This is a genomic window from Amycolatopsis rubida (genome assembly GCF_900115345.1).
Lineage (GTDB): Bacteria > Actinomycetota > Actinomycetes > Mycobacteriales > Pseudonocardiaceae > Amycolatopsis > Amycolatopsis rubida.
Map to the genome: position 1 here is coordinate 262,183 of NZ_FOWC01000001.1, position 16,570 is coordinate 278,752.

At 71.0% G+C, this 16,570-nt stretch carries 17 protein-coding genes; 4 read left to right on the forward strand and 13 right to left on the reverse strand.

The window, feature by feature from the left end; all coding sequences use genetic code 11:
• Nucleotides 1-7: 7 nt before the first annotated feature.
• The 6 genes from hemC to BM362_RS01330 form a co-directional block, all read right to left on the reverse strand.
• Nucleotides 8-955, reverse strand: coding sequence for a hydroxymethylbilane synthase (gene hemC / locus BM362_RS01305; RefSeq protein WP_067590074.1), 948 nt, complete (start codon nt 953-955; stop codon nt 8-10).
• Entirely contained in the window at nt 956-2,269 is a 1,314-nt protein-coding gene (locus BM362_RS01310) for a glutamyl-tRNA reductase (protein ID WP_067590068.1), read from the reverse strand.
• A complete protein-coding gene (locus BM362_RS01315; RefSeq protein ID WP_067590311.1) occupies nt 2,269-3,072 on the reverse strand; it encodes a redox-sensing transcriptional repressor Rex in 804 nt (267 codons plus the stop codon). Before BM362_RS01315 ends, BM362_RS01310 begins: the two co-directional genes overlap by 1 nt.
• A 617-nt stretch (nt 3,073-3,689) precedes the next feature.
• Complete coding sequence (locus BM362_RS01320; protein ID WP_067590065.1) at nt 3,690-5,246, reverse strand: molybdopterin-dependent oxidoreductase; 1,557 nt, start codon at nt 5,244-5,246, stop codon at nt 3,690-3,692.
• Nucleotides 5,247-5,304: 58 nt separating this feature from the next.
• Nucleotides 5,305-5,541: a glutaredoxin family protein gene (locus BM362_RS01325; protein WP_093571938.1), complete on the reverse strand. Its 237-nt coding sequence runs from the start codon at nt 5,539-5,541 to the stop codon at nt 5,305-5,307.
• A 12-nt stretch (nt 5,542-5,553) separates the two neighbouring features.
• Nucleotides 5,554-7,059 (reverse strand): AMP-binding protein, encoded by a 1,506-nt coding sequence (locus tag BM362_RS01330; protein ID WP_093571939.1) that lies wholly within the window; start codon nt 7,057-7,059, stop codon nt 5,554-5,556.
• A 281-nt stretch (nt 7,060-7,340) separates the two neighbouring features.
• On the opposite strand from BM362_RS01330, the gene BM362_RS01335 reads away from it, so the two are divergent.
• The 3 genes from BM362_RS01335 (at nt 7,341) to BM362_RS01345 (ending at nt 10,286) form a co-directional block, all read left to right on the forward strand.
• Nucleotides 7,341-8,051 (forward strand): sigma-70 family RNA polymerase sigma factor, encoded by a 711-nt coding sequence (locus BM362_RS01335; protein ID WP_067590059.1) that lies wholly within the window; start codon nt 7,341-7,343, stop codon nt 8,049-8,051.
• A 97-nt stretch (nt 8,052-8,148) separates the two neighbouring features.
• Nucleotides 8,149-9,237 (forward strand): DUF5667 domain-containing protein, encoded by a 1,089-nt coding sequence (locus tag BM362_RS01340; protein WP_093571940.1) that lies wholly within the window; start codon nt 8,149-8,151, stop codon nt 9,235-9,237.
• Between the two features lie 140 nt (nt 9,238-9,377).
• Nucleotides 9,378-10,286 (forward strand): HAD family hydrolase, encoded by a 909-nt coding sequence (locus BM362_RS01345; protein WP_051729659.1) that lies wholly within the window; start codon nt 9,378-9,380, stop codon nt 10,284-10,286.
• Between the two features lie 34 nt (nt 10,287-10,320).
• Here the strand turns inward: BM362_RS01345 and BM362_RS01350 are convergent, their stop codons facing one another.
• Complete coding sequence (locus BM362_RS01350; protein WP_067590056.1) at nt 10,321-10,728, reverse strand: RidA family protein; 408 nt, start codon at nt 10,726-10,728, stop codon at nt 10,321-10,323.
• A gap of 69 nt (nt 10,729-10,797) precedes the next feature.
• Here BM362_RS01350 and BM362_RS01355 point away from each other — a divergent pair, with 69 nt between their 5' ends.
• Complete coding sequence (locus BM362_RS01355; protein ID WP_067590054.1) at nt 10,798-11,409, forward strand: TetR/AcrR family transcriptional regulator; 612 nt, start codon at nt 10,798-10,800, stop codon at nt 11,407-11,409.
• Between the two features lie 3 nt (nt 11,410-11,412).
• Here BM362_RS01355 and BM362_RS01360 read toward each other — a convergent pair whose 3' ends face one another.
• From BM362_RS01360 to BM362_RS01385, 6 genes are all read right to left on the reverse strand, one after another.
• Nucleotides 11,413-12,441, reverse strand: coding sequence for a lysophospholipid acyltransferase family protein (locus BM362_RS01360; protein ID WP_067590051.1), 1,029 nt, complete (start codon nt 12,439-12,441; stop codon nt 11,413-11,415).
• Nucleotides 12,438-13,484 (reverse strand): NAD-dependent epimerase/dehydratase family protein, encoded by a 1,047-nt coding sequence (locus tag BM362_RS01365; protein WP_067590048.1) that lies wholly within the window; start codon nt 13,482-13,484, stop codon nt 12,438-12,440. Before BM362_RS01365 ends, BM362_RS01360 begins: the two co-directional genes overlap by 4 nt.
• 261 nt (nt 13,485-13,745) lie before the next feature.
• Nucleotides 13,746-13,847 carry a 30S ribosomal protein bS22 gene (locus tag BM362_RS01370; RefSeq protein WP_007030867.1) on the reverse strand — a complete coding sequence of 34 codons (102 nt, stop codon included), beginning with the start codon at nt 13,845-13,847 and terminating at the stop codon, nt 13,746-13,748.
• 187 nt (nt 13,848-14,034) lie between these two features.
• On the reverse strand, nt 14,035-14,250 hold the full coding sequence (locus BM362_RS01375; RefSeq protein WP_037353555.1) for a helix-turn-helix domain-containing protein: 216 nt from the start codon (nt 14,248-14,250) through the stop codon (nt 14,035-14,037).
• Between the two features lie 477 nt (nt 14,251-14,727).
• The gene (gene proC, locus BM362_RS01380) at nt 14,728-15,540 is read right to left on the reverse strand and encodes a pyrroline-5-carboxylate reductase (RefSeq protein WP_067590045.1); all 813 of its coding nucleotides are present in this window, start codon (nt 15,538-15,540) and stop codon (nt 14,728-14,730) included.
• A 109-nt stretch (nt 15,541-15,649) separates the two neighbouring features.
• Entirely contained in the window at nt 15,650-16,480 is an 831-nt protein-coding gene (locus tag BM362_RS01385; protein ID WP_067590041.1) for a thioesterase family protein, read from the reverse strand.
• Nucleotides 16,481-16,570: the final 90 nt, after the last annotated feature.

Genomic DNA, 16,570 nt, shown 5'->3' on the forward strand with positions numbered 1-16,570 from the left:
GCTGGCGTCACAGCGCGGGGCCGAGCAGTTCCCCGGCTCCCAGGTCAAGCAGTTCGGCGGCCAGTTCCCGGCCGAGCTTCTCCGCCTCGCCGATCCCGGCGATCGCGGAAGCCCGCACCATGTCGACGCCGCCGTTCTCGCCTTCGACGGCAGCGGTGCCGCGCAGCGAGATGCGCTCCACCACCGCGCCCTCGTCGTCGAGGTCCTCGACGATCTCGGCGAGCGCGCCCACCGGCGCGCTGCACCCGGCTTCGAGCGCGGCGAGCAGAGCCCGTTCGGCCGTCACCGCGACCCGCGTGCTCTCGTCGTCCGCCGCGGACGCGAGCAGGTGCTCGACGTCCACGTCGGCGGCCCGGCACTCCAGCGCCAGCGCCCCCTGCGCGGGGGCGGGCAGCATCTGGATCGGGTCGAGGGTTTCGGTGATCTCGTCCACCCGGCCGACCCTGGCCAGTCCGGCACGCGCGAGCACCACGGCATCCAGCTCGCCGTCGGTGACCTTGCGCATGCGGGTATCGATATTGCCTCGGATCGGCACGATTTCCAAACCGAGACCCAGCGCGCGCAGCTGAGCCATCCGCCGCGCCGCGCCGGTGCCGACCTTCGCGCCCGGCGGAAGCTCGCCGAGGGTGAGGCCGTCGCGCGCGATGAGCGCGTCGCGCGGGTCCTCGCGCGGCGGCACCGCGGCCAGCACGAGACCGTCCTCGGGTGCGGTGGGCAGGTCCTTGTACGAGTGCACAGCGACGTCGATCTCGTTGCGCAGCAACGCTTCCCGCAGCGCCGAGGTGAACACGCCGACGCCGATCTGCGAGATCGGGGCACTGGAGAGGTCGCCGGGCGTGGTGACGGTGACGAGCTCCACCTCCGCCCCGGTGGCGCGGAGGGTGTCGGCGACGATGCCGGTCTGCGCGAGGGCGAGCTTGCTGCCCCGCGTGCCGATGCGAATGACTCTGGTCACTTACCGCTTCTTCTCGGATTCCGGCGCTGTCGGGCTCGCCACGGCCGCAGGAGCCTGCGGGTCGAGGCAGAACAGTTCCCGCAACGCGTTGGCGTAGTCGGTGTCGGCCGTCTCGGCGGCCAGCTGCTTGACCCGCACCGTCGGCGCGTGCAGCAGCTTGTCGACCACGCGGCGAACCGTGCGGCCGACCTCTTCGCGAACCTGGCTGTCGAGTTCCGGCAGCCGGTTGTCCAGGCGGAGCAGCTCCGCGTCCACCACCTCGGCCGCGCGCCTGCGCAGCGCGGTGACCGTGGGCGTGACCTCGGCACTGCGCTGTCCGGCGAGGTACTCGCGCACCTCGTCGAGCACGATGCCGGCGGCTTTGGCGGTCTGCCGGTCGGTGGTCGGGGCGCCGGCGTCGCGCATGCGCCGCTGGATCGTCTCCAGATCGACCACGGTGACGTCGGCGAGTCCGGCGACCGCGGCGTCGACGTCCTTGGGCAGCCCGAGATCGCAGACGACCAACCGGCGTCCGGCGCGCGCGGGCACATGCCCGGCGAGGAAGACCGCGTCCTGCGCCCCGGTGCAGGCCACGACGAGGTCGGCCTGCTCGACCGCCTCGGCGAGCGAGGACAGCGGCACCGAACGAGCCGGAATCCCCTCGGCGACGACCTTTTCGGCCAGCCGGACAGCGTTGGCTTCGGTGCGGTTGGCCACGGTGATCTCGGCGATCCCGGCCTTGCGCAGCTGCGCCGCGGTGAGCGCGCCCATCGAACCGGCCCCGACGATCAGCGCGTGCTTGCCCGCGATGTCCCCCGCGGCGGCGAGCGCCTCGGACACGACGGACGCGCCGAGCTGGTCGAGCCCGGTCTCGGCGTGCACGCGCTTGCCGACGCGCAGCGTGGTCTGGATCAGCTCGTGCAGCGTGCGGCCGACGGTGCCGGCGTCGCGCGCGGTCGCGTACGAGGAACGGACCTGGCCGAGGATCTGGGTCTCGCCGACCACCATCGAGTCCAGGCCCGAGGCGACGGAGAACAGGTGCTCGACAGCCGCGCCCGCGTAGTGCACGTACAGGCTGTCGTACAGCTCGGCGGGCTCCATCCCGGCCTTGCGGGAGAGCACGTCCGAGACGTCGTTGACGCCGCCGTGGAAGGTCTCGACCACGGCGTAGACCTCGATGCGGTTGCACGTCGAGACGAGCATGACCTCGCTGACGTGCTCCGCCTGCTGCAGGTCGTGCAGGACCTTGGTCAGCTCGTCCGCGGGGATCGCCGCACGCTCCAGCGTGCCGAGATCCGCACTGCGATGGGAGAGCCCGACCGCCAACACGCTCATCAGCGCACCACCATTCCGAGACCGCCGTCCGTACCGGCGCCGTTTCGTCCGCCGCTGCCATTGTCGGCGGGCCTGCCGGTGCCGGGTAACCCGGCATTCCCCTGGTTTTCCGGGGTGCCGCCGCCCGCGCCGGCCGCGCTGTCGGCGCGCCGAGCCACGTGGAACGAAAGGATCTGCAGCTCGACGGCCAGGTCGACCTTGCGGACCTCGACGTGTGCCGGCACCTGGAGCACTACCGGCGCGAAGTTGAGGATGCACTGGACGCCGCCTGCCACCAGCCTGTCGCACACCGACTGCGCGGCGGTAGGAGGTGTGGCGATGATCCCCACGGAAATCTCCCGTTCGGAGCAAACCCGAGGAATGTCGTCCATGTGCGAGACCGGGAGACCCCCTACGGGAACGCCGATCAAGTCGGGGTCGAGGTCGAAGAGCGCCTCGACCGGGAAACCCCGGCCGGGGAAGCCGCCGTAGTTGGCGAGCGCGTGGCCGAGGTTGCCGATTCCGGCCACGGCGACCCGGTGCTGCCGGGTGAGGCCGAGGATCCGCTCGATCTGGCTGACGAGCACCTGCACCTCGTAGCCGACGCCGCGGGTCCCGTAGGAGCCCAGGTAGGAGAGATCTTTGCGGAGCTTGGCGGAGTTCACGCCCGCTGCCGCGGAGAGCTCCTCGCTGGAGACGGCGGTGGTGCCCTGCTCGGCCAAGCCGGAGAGGATCCGCAGGTAGACGGCCAGCCGCGCGACCGCGGCCTCCGGGATCTGCTTCGCGCGGACCGCGGTGTCTTCCGCGTCGGAGACGGCGGGCATCTCGGCGGTCGGCGCGTTGTCGGCGTCCGGGGCGGGGCGGGAAGTCCGGGCCGCGCGGCGGGTGCGGGGTTTGGCGTCTTCCTCGGCCGGGGTTTCGGCGGCGGCTCGGGCGCCCGCCCGGCTGGCGCGGCCGTTGCCGGACGCGGCCCGGCCATTTCCGGAGACGCGCCCGTTGCCCGCGGCGTGGTCGCCGCCGCCGGCGACCTGGTCGTCCCCGTTCTCGGCGCGAGCCGCCGAGTTTCCGTTGCGCGCCAAGCCGTTCTCGCTCACCGTGGCTCGACGGCGGCTGCCCGCGGCGTGCCGCCCGCCGGACCGGCGCGCGGCGGGCGGGGCGGGTTCGGCGGCGTCGGATTCGTCACGGGGAGGCGTGGCCGGCGGTTCGGCACCGCTGCGCCCGCCCCGCTGTGTCACCACGCTGACTTCTCCTCAATCCGGCTTCGTGCCCGCGCTGTCCCCCACCTGCCTCGACCGGCAGTGGAAAACCAACCCTTGACCCCACGGCTTCCGTCCGGTTCGATGCCGGTCCTCGCGGGGACGGGTTCCTACGGTAGTCCACTTGTGAACGCATGCACAAAGTCACTGGTCATCCGCATGACCGGAAGCACAACCGCACTCGCTCAGGCGGCGGTGAACGGCACCGTGTGCCACCCGCTCGCGCCGTCCGGGACCGGGTCCGCGGGGTGGTCTGTCTGCGTGTACCCGGACTGATCCGTCGCCCGCACCGTCACCGTGTGGCTGCCCGGCGGGACCGGCACCTCGGCCCACCACATCCGCCAGGTGTCCTGGTTGACCTCGGCCGAAAGCGTCGCCGGGAACCACGCGCCCTGGTCCACCCGCACCTCGACCTTCGCGATCCCGACGTGCTGGGCCCACGCCGTCCCCGCGACCCGGACCTTGCCCGCGCGCACCGACGTCCCGTCACCCGGTGCGTCGATCCGCGATTCGGTCTTGATCGGGGCCTGCTCCGCCCAGCCGCGCTGCAGCCAGTAGGCCTGCCGCGCGTCCCAGGTCGTGAACTCCAGGTCGGTGACCCATTTGGTCGCCGAGACGTAGCCGTAGAGCCCGGGGATCACGATCCGCGCCGGGAAGCCGTGCTCGACCGGCAGTGCCTCGCCGTTCATGCCGATCGCGAGCATCGCGCCGCGTGCCGGGTCGAGCGCGACGTTGGCCGGAGTGCCGCAGGTGAAGCCGTCGGCACTGGTCGCGTACATCTGCTGCGCGCCCGTTCGCACTCCCGCCGCGTCCAGCAGGTCGACCAGGTCCACGCCGATGAAGTTCGCGGTGGAGATCAGGTCGCCGCCGACCTCGTTGGAGACGCAGGTGAGCGTCACGGTCCGTTCCACCAGCGGCCGGTTCCGGATGTCCGCGTAGGAGAAGCTCACCTCGCGGTCGACCAGGCCGTGGATCTTCAGAGTCCAGTCCTCGGCCCGCACCTGCGGCACGACGAACGCGGTGTCGATCCGGTAGAAGCTCCCGTTCGGCGTGATGAACGGCGGCGAGCCGAGCTTGTGGAAATCCGCGTCCGGCGGCAGCGGCGGGGCCTTCTTCGCGGCGACCAGCGGGCCGATCGACGCGCGCGAGCCGGTCGCGCTGCTGGTGGTGGACACGACCTCGCCGACGATCGCCGCCACGCCGGCGCCTGCCGCGATTCCCGCGCCGCGCTGCAACACCTGGCGACGGCTGAGTCCTTGCCGCGGTTCGGTTTCCGCCGGCAGCGCGCGTTTGTGCAGCCAGCTGAACACCAGCAGCGAAGCACCCAGCGCCAGTACCGGAGCCAGCAATGCGAGCTGTCCGACGTCCGTGCGCTCGAACACCGCGACGATCCCGAACGCGCCGACCACGATCACCAGCACCTGGCCGGGCAGCGGGCGACGGCGTGAAAGCTGTCCGGCGAGCACCGCGAACGCCAGCAGCACCACGGCCAGGCCGATCTTGAGCACGGTCTTGTCGGCGGTCCCGATCGTCTGCTCCGCCCACACCACGACGGCGTGCGGGCTGTGCGCGATGACGAAGTCCGCGACCGCGACGAACGGCGACGCGTTGTATCCGACAAATCCGGCGACCAGATGCCCCACGCCCAGCGCGACGGCCAGCGAGACCAGCCCGATGAATGTCGCGATGCCCAGCGACAGGCGCGGCCGGGCGGCCGGCGGGGCTTCTTTCAACGCACTCACCCCACCATCTTCGGCGGGTCCGGCCGGGTCCGGCCCGTTCAAAGCGCTTACGGGTTGCTTACCGCAGTGCCGCGCGCAGCCGTTCTTCCTCGACGCGCCAATACCCGTGCTCGACCCCGTCGATCAGGATCACCGGCACCTGGTCGCCGTATTCGGCCCGCCATTCCGGGTCGCTGTCGACGTCCGCGGTCTCCCACGGCACACCCAGCTCGCCACAGATCCGCGCGACGTCCGCCTCGGCCACGTCGCACAGGTGGCATCCTTCGCGGCTCATCACGGTCACTTTGCGCACCAACCCACCTTAGGCTCAGCGCAACTTCAGCCGGCGCAGCTTCCCCGTCGCCGAATGCGGCAGCGCTTCCGCGAACTCGACGGTGTGCGGCACCTTGTACCCGGCGAGATGCGCGGTGCACTGGTCCACCACCTGCTGCTCCGACAACGCCGCGCCCTCCGCAGGCACCACGACCGCCTTCACCGCTTCGCCGCTTCGCTCGTCGACCACGCCCACGACGGCGGCCTCGGCCACCCCAGGCAGCTGCGAGATCACTTCCTCGACCTCATGCGGGAAGACGTTGAAGCCATTCACGATGATCAAGTCGTTGGCCCGGTCGACCAGGTGCAGATCGCCGTCGGAATCGAGGTAGCCGACGTCGCCGGTCCGGAACCAGCCCTCGGCGTCCGGCCCGTGCGCACCGTCCGGCCAGTACCCGGAGAACAGGTTCGCGCCGCGCACCGACACCAGCCCGGTGCTGCCGCCTGCCTCGAAGACGTCGTCCGGCTCCTCCGGATCGAGCGGCAGTTCGTCCGCGGACCCGTCCGACCCCACCAGCCGCAGCTCGATCCCGGGCAGCGGCCGTCCGACCGATCCGGGCTTCGGATAGCCGGTGACCAGCGTCGACGTCACCACCGGCGCGCATTCGGTGAGCCCGTAGCCCTCGTACACCTCGACCCCGGCGGCCTCCCGGATCGCCGCGAGCACCTTCGGATGCAACGGCGCTGCACCGGAGGTCAGCCGTTGCACAGTCGCCAGGCCGTCAGCCAGTTCTTCGGGGTCGAGCGCGGCGAATTCGTTGTACATCGCGGGCACGCCGGTGATCGCCGTGACGCGATGCTCGGCGCAGTCCTGGAGCGTCCGCCGGGCCTCGAAGCGTTCGGACAGCACCAGCGTCGCGCCGACCGCCGTGGCCATGAGCAGGCCGGGGCCGAGGCCGTAGACGTGGAAGAGCGGGATCGACACCAGCACCCGGTCGTCGTGCTCGGTCACCCCGTCCACCTGGGACAACTGGTCGAGGTTCGCGAGCAACGCACGGTGCGACAGCAGCACTCCGCGCGGCGGGCCGGTCGTGCCGGAGGTGTAGGAGATGACCGCGATGTCCTCGCCGGAGCGGCCGAGTTCGACCGGATCGCCCGGCTCGTCGCTGCGCGGCGGCAGTCCGGCGATGCCCTCGGGCAGCTCGGCGTCGTCGCGCTGCACCACGCGTTTCGCGCCGCAGTGCTCCAGCAGCCGTTCCAGTTCGGGCGCGGGGGCCTGCGGAGACAGCGGCACGGCGATTCCGCCCGCGCGCAGCACCGCGAACAGGGCGACCGCGAAGTCAGCCGACGTCGGGAGCCGCAGCACCACCGGGTCGCCCGGCGCGACGCCGGCGGAGACCAGCCGGCGTGCTTGCGCGTGCGCTGCTTCGTCCAGCTCTCGCCAGGTCAGCGTGGCACCCGTGCCCGTCTCGGCGAGCGCCGTGCGTTCCGGCCAGCGGCCGGCCGCGTCGGCGAGCAGGCCGGCGACGCCGTGGGCGGTGCTGATCCGGTCCACCCCCACCCCTCTCGTTCCGTTGCGGATTCGTCATCTTGTCACCCGTAATGGGGATGCCGCGCGATCGTCGCACCTCTGCCTGACCGGGACACTACCTACTTCGCGGTAACAACACGTATGCTGCACTGCGTCGCCGGGTGGCGTTGATCACTACCGGGTGACCCGAGCAAGGGAGTCGTCGTGCCGAAGCTGCCGGTCCACGAGGGTGTGGGACACGCGCCGCGGCACGCCCGCACGCCCTCGGGTACGCACCCGGCCGCGCCAGGGACAGCCGGAGGTGCCGCTCGATGACCCGTCCGATCACCCTGTCCGCCGCTCCCCATCGCGGTCCGGTCTCGATGTTCGCCGACCGCGTGTTCGGCTCGTCCGCGGCCGCCGTGCCGCTGCCCAAGGCCGACGCCGAACCGGACCCCGCCGAGGTCGCGAAGGCCGAGGCGTGGGAACTGGTGCGGGCCGCGCAGGCGGGCGAGTCGTCCGCGTTCGGGCAGCTGTATGACCGGTACGTCGACGTCGTCTACCGTTACGCGCTCTTCCGCCTCGGCGACCGCGACCTGGCCGAGGACGTCACCAGCGAGACCTTCCTGCGCGCGCTGCGCCGGATCACGTCGGTCAGCTACCAGGGCCGCGACGTCGGCGCGTGGTTCGTCACCATCGCCCGCAACCTGATCCTCGACCACGTGAAGTCCAGCCGGTTCCGGCTCGAGGTCGTCACCGACGAAGTCGCCGAACCGGGCGGTGTGCCCGGCGGACCGGTCGGCCCGGTCGCCCAAGCCGGGCCCGAACAGCAGGCGATCGCGGGCGCGACCCGCACGGAGCTGCTGCGCTGCGTCGCCGAGCTCGGCGAGGACCAGCGCGAATGCATCGTGCTGCGGTTCCTGCAGGGGCTGTCGGTCGCGGAGACCGCGCAGATCATGGACCGCAACGAGGGCGCGGTGAAGGCGCTGCAGCACCGGGCGGTCCGGCGGCTCGCGCAGCTGCTGCCCACCGGCCTGCGTTGATCGTTCAACGAACAGCCGTAACTTTTCCGGCTTCTTAATCGTTTCTCACCCAGACCGGCGGTCAGGGCCGGGCGTTGGGTGGAGACGGAGCAGCACCGTGGGCGTGCCCGGGTGGTTTTCGCGTGGTCGGACCGAGAGCGAGCGGTTCGACGACGCGATCAATGCTTCCCCCGGACGGCGGCCGGACGAGTTCGCCGAAGAGCTGGCCCTGGTCGGCGCACTGCACGAACTGGGCCAAGCAGGCGCCCCCGATCCCGCTACCCGAGCCCGGATTCGCGCCGAGATCGAAGGCCGCATCGGCGAACCGCTCCCCCGCCGACGGTGGCGGCCGCGAATGGCCGACCTCGTCGCCGCGGGCATCGCGTTAATCCTCGGCCTTGGCGGGCTCACCCTGCTGCTTTCACGAGACGCCCTGCCCGGAGACGCGCTGTACAGCGTGAAGCGAGCAGGCGAAGTCACGTCGCTCGGCCTGACCTTCGGCGACGGGGCCAAGGCCGAGAAACACCTGAAGTTCGCCGCGAACCGCGTCACCGAACTGGGCCGGATGAGCGACGCCAGCCCGTCGGCGTACCAAACCGCCCTGCACGATTTCAGCAGCGACGTCCGCGCGGGCGTGGCCGAACTCACCGAGTTGGCGACGACAGCCGGCAACCGCGCGCGGCTGACGACGCTGGAATCGTGGGCGCAGACCCAGTCGCAGCACTTGGAAGCGGAGCAGGCCGACTTCCCGGCATCCGCCCGCGAGGATCTCCAGCAGGCTCGCCTCCTGCTCGACCGGGTACAGCAGCGGACTTCCGCGCTCGGCTCGCGGCTGAGCTGCTACCAGATCACCACCGGCACCACCGACGAACTGGGCCTCCTCCCGGCGCGCGGCGCGTGCACGCAGCAACCGCTCTCGCCCGGCGGCTCCACGCCGAGCAGCCCGCCTCCGGCCCCCGGGACGAGCGTCCCGCCGACGGATTCCCCGCTGCCGGTGCGCTCGGTCTCGTCGCCGACGCTGAGCAACCCGGGCACCCCGACCCCGACGCCGACCTCGGCCGAGGTCCCGCACCCGCCGGTCCCGCCGAGCGTCTCGCCGCCGATCACCGCTCCCACGCCGCCGCGGATCCCGACCCGGCCCGCGCCCCCGCCGGTCGTCTCGATCCCGCCGTTGCTGCCCGGACTCCCGCCGATCGTCATCGGCTGACGCCGAGGTCAGCGACGTGCGTCACTCCGGAGCGCAACCCCTGTCCGAGGCGCGGGCCACATCTCCAACGGGTGAGTCGCACGGTCGCTACCCTGTGCTGCAGGACCCGGTCGGCGTCGTCCGCCGGGACGTGCCCGAACCTGGAGGCGGTGTGCGTGTCAGCTTGGCGTGGCAAGGATAAGAGTCAGGAACTGGAGCGGCTCGCCACGCTCGCCGGAGAAGCGTCGGCGGAGGCCGCCTCCTCCTCGGCTCAGCTGGCGACGACGGTTCCGCCCGCGCCGCCGGACCTCACCGCGGGTGCCTTCTTCGACGTGGACAACACGATGATGATGGGCGCGTCGATCTTCTACTTCGCTCGCGGGCTGGCCGCGCGCAAGTTCTTCACCTCGGCCGACCTCGCCGGTTTCGTGTGGGACCAGGTCAAGTTCCGCATCGGCGGCCGCGAGAACAAGGCCGACATCAAGACCCACCGCGAGCGTGCGCTGTCCTTTGTGGCCGGTCGCACGGTCGAGGAGCTCACCACGATGAGCGAGGAGATCTACGACGAGCTGATGGCGGACAAGATCTGGTCCGGCACCCGCGCGCTCGCGCAGATGCACCTCGACGCGGGCCAGCGCGTGTGGCTCGTCACGGCGACGCCGATCGAACTCGCCGCGATCATCTCGCGCCGCCTCGGCCTCACCGGCGCGCTCGGCACGGTCGCGGAAACCAAGGACGGCGTCTACACCGGACGGTTGGTCGGCGACATGCTGCACGGCCGCGCGAAGGCGCACGCGGTCCGCGCGCTCGCGTCGCGGGAGGGTCTGAACCTCAAGCGCTGCACGGCTTATTCGGATTCGCAGAACGACGTCCCGATGCTGTCGGTCGTCGGCACCGCGGTCGCGGTCAACCCGGACAGCGGCCTGCGCGACGTCGCCCGCGCCCGCGGCTGGGAGATCCGTGATTTCCGCACTGGGCGCAAAGCCGCGCGGATCGGCGTCCCGTCCGTGCTCGGCGCGGGTGCCGTGGCAGGGGCCGTGGCGGCGGGGATGGCCTATCGCCGCCGGTAAAGCGTCGTGAGTGCTGACGATCAGCACTCACGACCTACTCCAGCACCGCAATACCCTCCACCTCCACCAACAAATCCGGCTCCGCCAGACACGCCACCCCCACCCCCGTCAACGGCGCCTGCACCGTCACTCCCAGCTTCTTCTCCGCCCGCTGCACCCCCGCGACGAACTCGCCCATCTTCTCCGGCGACCACTCGACGAAATACACCGTCAGCCGGACCACGTCGGCGAACGTGGCGTCCACCTCGGCCAGCGCCGCGGCCACGTTCAGGTAGGCCTGCTCGACCTGCGCGGCCAGGTCCCCTTCGCCGACGTGCCCGCCATCCGCGGTCCGCGCCACCTGCCCGGCGATGTAGACCGTCCGCGAGCCCGTCGCGACGGCCACCTGCCGGTAGAGGCCGACCTGCGGCAGCGAAGCGGGATTGACCAGGCTGACGGCCATGTTTCCTCCTGAAGCCTTGAAGATCCTCGGTCCTGAAAACATAGCATTGCAATGCTATAGAATGCCGCCATGGCGAGGGCGAAGGATCCGGCAGTGCGCACCTTGCTGCTCGAACGGGCAGCGCAGCTGCTCCGCACCCGCGAACCGATCACCCTGCGCTCGCTCGTAACCGGGACCGGGGTGTCGACGATGGCCGTCTACACGCACTTCGACAACATGGACGGGCTGTGGAAAGCCTTGCGGCAGGAGGGTTTTACCCGTCTGGCGCACCGGATGGCCGAGGTCGGCCAGTCCGCCGATCCGGTACGCGACCACGCCGCGCTGATCTCCGCGTACCTCGGCAACGCGCTGGCCCACCCCGACCTGTACCGCGTGATGTTCGACGCCAACTTCGAGCTGGAAGACGCCCAAGCCGCCGACGACACCCTCGAATACCTGGTGCAAGCCGCCGCCCGCGGCCGCGACACCGGCCGGTACCGCGAAGGCCTCGACGCGCTCGAACTCGCCACGCAAAGCTGGGCCATTGCGCACGGCCTGGTCTCGCTGGTCGCGAACGGTCCCCTGCCGCGCGGCACGCTCGACCACGGCGCACCCCTGCTGACCGCGCTGTTCGTCAGCGTCGGCGACGAACCGCAACGCTGCGAACGCTCAGTGCGCCGCGGCTGGCAGCTGCCCGGGTAAAGCTCAGCCGCGGAATACGCTGCGCCGCTGGGAAAGCCGCCGGTACAGCGAATGCTGGATCGACTCGCGCACCTGGTCGGTGAGCGTGAACACCAGCATCGGGTCGTCGAGCGCGTCCGGGCCGTAGTCGTCGGTGCGGATCGGCTCGCCGAACTCGATGGTCCACTTCGTCGGCAGCGGCACCGCGCCGAGCGGGCCCAGCAGCGGGAAGAACGGCGTGACCGGGAAGTAGGGCAGCCCGAACAGCCGGGCCAGCACCTTGAGCTCGCCGATCTTCGGATACGTCTCCTCGGCCCCGACCACCGACACCGGAATGATCGGCACGCCCGCGCGCATCGCCGCGGACACGAACCCGCCGCGGCCGAAGCGCTGCAGCTTGTACCGCGCGGAGAACGGCTTTCCGACGCCCTTGAACCCTTCCGGCCACACGCCGACCAGTTCGCCATTGGTCAGCAAGCGTTCGGCGTCGGCGTTGCAGGCGAGCGTCTGCCCGGACTTGCGGGCGAACGACCCGACCAGCGGCAGCTTGAACACCAGGTCCGCGCCGAGACCGCGCAGATGCCGTCCGCCGGTCTCGTCGTGCACCGCGACCGCGGTCATCAGCGCGTCGAGCGGCAAGGTGCCGGAGTGGTTGGACACCAGCAGCGCGCCGCCCGCCTTCGGCAGGTTCTCGACGCCGAACGTGTCGACGCGGAACCACTTCTCGTACAACGCGCGCAGCGGCGGCAGCACGAGCGTCTCGGTGAGCTCGGCGTCGAAGCCGAACTCGTCCACCGCGTAGTCGCCGGTGAGCCGGTGGCGCAGGAAGGTGAGCGCGCTGCGCACCGATTCCGACAGCGGATCGGCCGCGGGCTCGCGCACCGGGCCGGACGGCTGCGCCGGGAAGTCGACGACCGGCGCGTCCACCCGCTCCTCAGCCTGCTCGGGAACCTCGGCCGGCTTCTCCCGTCCGGGTCCGTGCAGCGGAATGACCTGTGCCTCAGCACCGTTCACGGGGTTCGCCTCACTTCCGGCCCTCGTCGCGTGGTTCATCGGCGCGCCTGCCCGGTGGCAGCGGCCTCAAGCACCTTGCCCGCCAGCCCGGCCAGCGCGCCGCCGTCGAGCACCGGACGCAGGCCGCGGCCGGCCACGTAGTCGTCGAACGCCTCGCGGGTGGTCCAGCGGGGCGTGTACCCGAACTCCTTCTTGAGCTTCGTGATGTCGACCGCGCGGCCGAAGTTCAGCAGCCGCACCTGGTCGGCGGAGAAATCGACCAGCCGCGCGCCGCGCAGCAGCTTCCCGACCGAGGGCACCACGCCGCGCGGCATCGGCAGCCCGACCCGGCCCGCCCGGCGGATCGCCTGCGACAGCGTGAGCACGCCCTCGGAGGCGACGTTGAACACGCCCGGCCGGTCTTCCAGCGTCGCCATTTCCAGCACTGACAGCGCGTCTGACCCGTGCAGCAGCTGCAGCCGGGAGTCGTAGCCGAAGACCGTCGGCACGACCGGCAGCGAGAAGTACCGGGCCAGCACGGTGTCGACCTCGGGGCCGATGATGTTCGCGAACCGGGCGAGCGTGATGATCAGATCCGGGCGGCGGCGGGCGAGGCCGCGCACATAGCCCTCCATCTCGACCGCGTCCTTCGCGTATCCGCTGGACGACGGCGGGATCAGCTCCGAATCCTCGGTGAACACCGCCTGCGAACGCGCGCCCGCGCCGTACACCGCGGCGCTGGACTTCACCACGAGCTTGCGCACCTTCGGCGCGCGCTGGCACGCGGCGAGCAGCCGCATCGTGCCGATGACGTTGACTTCCTTGACCGCGGCGCGCCGGCTCGGCCCGGCCGGATGCGCGGTGCACGAGGTGTGCACGACGGTGTCCACCTCGGCGCTGCTGATCACCTTCGCGATGAGCGGATTGCGAATGTCGGCGCGCACGAACTCGGCGCGGCCCATCCGCTGCTGGACGTCCTTGGCCGGCGGGGCGGTGTCGACGCCGATCACCCGCTCGAGATCCGGATGGGAGCCGAGCCGGGCGAGCAGCTTCCCGCCAAGGTCGCCGGCGACCCCGGTGACGAGCACGATGTTCGAGGCCATGGAACTCCCTGATCGGCAGCAGTGTGCAAGACGGAGTGATCACTGGGGGTGCGCGAACTTGCACTCGCTGGAAGCATCGCGCTGATGCACCTGCCATGTTACCGGCCCCGGACACCCTTCTGACCAGGCCTTACCTCGTTTTTACGAGGGACGTCCGGATTGCGATACGCGCCTCACTCGATCGGGCGTACCCGGGCCCGAACATGAGTGTGGCCCGTCCAGGGACTGGACGGGCCACGAAACGCTAGCCGCGCGGACGGCTCACTTGCCGGCCTTGCGCCGCTGCACGCGCGTACGGCGCAGCAGCTTGCGGTGCTTCTTCTTCGACATGCGCTTGCGGCGCTTCTTGATCACGGAACCCATGGGCGCTCCTCTTGGTCGTCGGTCACGCTGCCCGGCGCAGCGTCCAACGGGTGGAGCGCACAGGCACGAGCGGTTTACCAGGCTACTAGCGTCCCGGCGCGGGCTGGTCGGCGGGCATGGTTTGACGCATGCCCGGCGACCCCCCGGACCCGGCCTCGCCGCCGCACTCGACGGAGCGGCGGAGCCGTTATCCGACGTCGAAGTAAGCCCCTTGCAGATACTCGTGCACCGCTTTTTCCGGCACCCGGAAGGACTTCCCGACTCTGACCGCGGGAAGTTCGCCCGAATGCACCAGGCGGTACACGGTCATCTTCGAGACCCGCATCAGCGTGGCCACTTCGGCGACTGTCAAAAACTGGACCTGCCCTACCGCGGGCAAATCCTCCTTCTTGTTCGGCGACATGTTTACCGCGTCCTTCGACACGTGTCGCGCCACGAGGCTTCCCCACCTGTGGTATCGACACGCACGTGCTCTTCCGAGGGTAGCGGGACAGGTGGGACTCGTGCGACGCCTGTCACCAGGATGGGCCCTCACCAGGGGCTTCGCGTAGCCCGGACGGCGCAGCGGTATCCGGTTTGCCGGATTCGGCCGATCGTCCACTCCAGCGCCGGGGGCACTGAACGGACCAGTGCACCCGCCGCCGCCCTCCTTCGAGCCCGAGCCCGAACCACTCCAATGGCACCTAGCCGTTGCGTGCGGGCTCTCTCCGCTCCCGCCGACGGCCGGGCCGCGCTCGGCCAGGGACAACCCTCGCCACTGCGCCAGCGGGGGCCACGCGATGCCGAGGTGCGCCAAAAAGCCCCGACGAGCACCGCTCCCGCGAACCGCCCCACACCGCGCTGCTGAAAAACCCCGTTGAGGCGGTTCGCGCACAGGCGATCAGTTTTCGTGGGCGCGGCCCAGCTCCTCCGAACGGTCACGAGCGGCCTCGATCGCGTCGAGCAGTGCCGCGCGCACGCCGTGCTTCTCCAGTTCGCGGATCGCGTTGATGGTCGTCCCGGCCGGGGACGTCACCGCCTCGCGCAGCAGCACCGGGTGGTCCTGGCCCTCGGCCAGCATCTTCGCCGCGCCGACCGCCGACTGGATGATCAGCTGCCCGGCCAGCGCGCGCGGCAGGCCGAGCAGGATGCCCGCGTCGATCATGGCCTCGACCAGGTAGAAGAAGTACGCCGGACCGGATCCCGACAGCGCGGTGACCGCGTCCTGCTGCCGCTCCGGCACCTCGACGACCTGGCCGACGTGCGACAGCAGCTCCTTGACCGTCGCGAGGTGCGCGGGCGTCGCGTGCTTGCCGGGTGAGATCGCGCTCATCGCCTCGCCGACCAGCATCGGAGTGTTCGGCATCACGCGGACCACCGGCACCCCCGAAGCGAGGCGGCGTTCGTACAGCGCGGTCGGCAGTCCCGCGCACAGCGAGACGACCAGCGACGCGGTCCCGAGCAGCGGGGCCAGCTCGTCCAGCACCGGCTCGATGTCCTGTGGCTTCACCGCGACCACGAGGATGTCCGCGCGCCGGGCCGCGTCCGCGACGGTCGCCGCTTTCATGCCCGGATAGCGCGTCTCCAGCTCGCGCGCCCGCTGTTCGTACCGCTCGGTGAAGAGCAGGTCGCCTGGCTCCTGGCCGCCGTTGAGCAGGCCCGACAGCAGGGCTTCGCCGATCTTTCCCGCACCCAGCACCGCGATGACACTCATGCCGTCGCCTCCGTGCGCAGTTTCACGCTGGTTGCGCTGGAGGCGACGCCATGAATCGCGATGATTCGCTTGCAAGCTGCGCTCATGCGGCCAGCGTGCCAAACGCGGCTCAGCCGCCCGGTGCCGGGGCGAGCGCCAGCTGCCGCACCTGTGCGACGAGCCTGCCCTGGGCGTCCACGACGGTCGCGTCCGAGTCGAACCACGGCTCGTGCACCGAGCGCGATTCGACGAGGATCCGCAGCCAGCCCGGGGCCGGACGGGTGCGCAGCAGCGAGGTCATCTGGACGGTCGGGGCCCATCCGTGCCTGCCGAGGTTCGCCACCACCGGCGGGTTGAGGTCCCCCGCCAGCAGCGAGAAGTACACGTCGGGCTGGCCAACGCGCGGACGCGCCCACATCCGCAGCCGGGGCGGGTCGCCGGTGCGTCCGGACAGGAATCCCGCGGTCGCCGGATCCAGGCGGACGTCGCAGGCGGCAGACAGGTGGAACGGGCCTTCCGGAGTGTCCTTGCCGAGCTGCGGCGCGCTCGACGGCGGTTCGGCGGGCATCTGCGGCAGGTCCGTCCATTCGGAACGGCGCATCGGCAACCGGCCGACCGTGACCCTCGCCTCGACGCAGGCCCGGCCGCGCTGTTCGAGCGACACCGCGACCACCGAAACCCGGCGGCCGACCTTGCGCACGTCGGCGCGCAGCAACACCGGGCCGAGCGCGGGCGCGTGCAGGAATTCGGTGCTCACCGCGAGCGGATCGACCGTCGCGTCCCCGCGCTCGTGCAACGCGGCGGCGGCGGTTTTTGCCAGCAATGCCACCAGGAACCCGCCGTGCGGATGGACCCCGATCGACCATTCCGCACGCAGCGTCGCGGTGAACGTGCCGTCCCCGAGCGACCGCACTGAGGTGGCCCCGTCGAAAGCGGTCGCGGTGTCGTCGGCCGCGCTCACGGACGACCGGCCACGGCGATACGGCGCGTGGAACCGGGTCCGGCGAAATCTGGAGACGGCGATGGCAACGAGGTCACGCCCGCACTTTAC

Excerpts from the sequence above, each read along its gene's own strand:
- BM362_RS01310 (WP_067590068.1), bottom strand. The coding sequence starts at position 2,269 with ATGAGCGTGTTGGCGGTCGGGCTCTCCCATCGCAGTGCGGATCTCGGC.
- BM362_RS01375 (WP_037353555.1), bottom strand. The coding sequence starts at position 14,250 with ATGTCGCCGAACAAGAAGGAGGATTTGCCCGCGGTAGGGCAGGTCCAG.
- BM362_RS01370 (WP_007030867.1), bottom strand. The coding sequence starts at position 13,847 with ATGGGTTCCGTGATCAAGAAGCGCCGCAAGCGCATGTCGAAGAAGAAG.
- BM362_RS01355 (WP_067590054.1), top strand. The coding sequence starts at position 10,798 with ATGGCGAGGGCGAAGGATCCGGCAGTGCGCACCTTGCTGCTCGAACGG.
- BM362_RS01350 (WP_067590056.1), bottom strand. The coding sequence starts at position 10,728 with ATGGCCGTCAGCCTGGTCAATCCCGCTTCGCTGCCGCAGGTCGGCCTC.
- BM362_RS01315 (WP_067590311.1), bottom strand. The coding sequence starts at position 3,072 with ATGCCCGCCGTCTCCGACGCGGAAGACACCGCGGTCCGCGCGAAGCAG.
- BM362_RS01365 (WP_067590048.1), bottom strand. The coding sequence starts at position 13,484 with ATGGCCTCGAACATCGTGCTCGTCACCGGGGTCGCCGGCGACCTTGGC.
- proC (WP_067590045.1), bottom strand. The coding sequence starts at position 15,540 with ATGAGTGTCATCGCGGTGCTGGGTGCGGGAAAGATCGGCGAAGCCCTG.
- BM362_RS01360 (WP_067590051.1), bottom strand. The coding sequence starts at position 12,441 with ATGAACCACGCGACGAGGGCCGGAAGTGAGGCGAACCCCGTGAACGGT.
- BM362_RS01335 (WP_067590059.1), top strand. The coding sequence starts at position 7,341 with ATGACCCGTCCGATCACCCTGTCCGCCGCTCCCCATCGCGGTCCGGTC.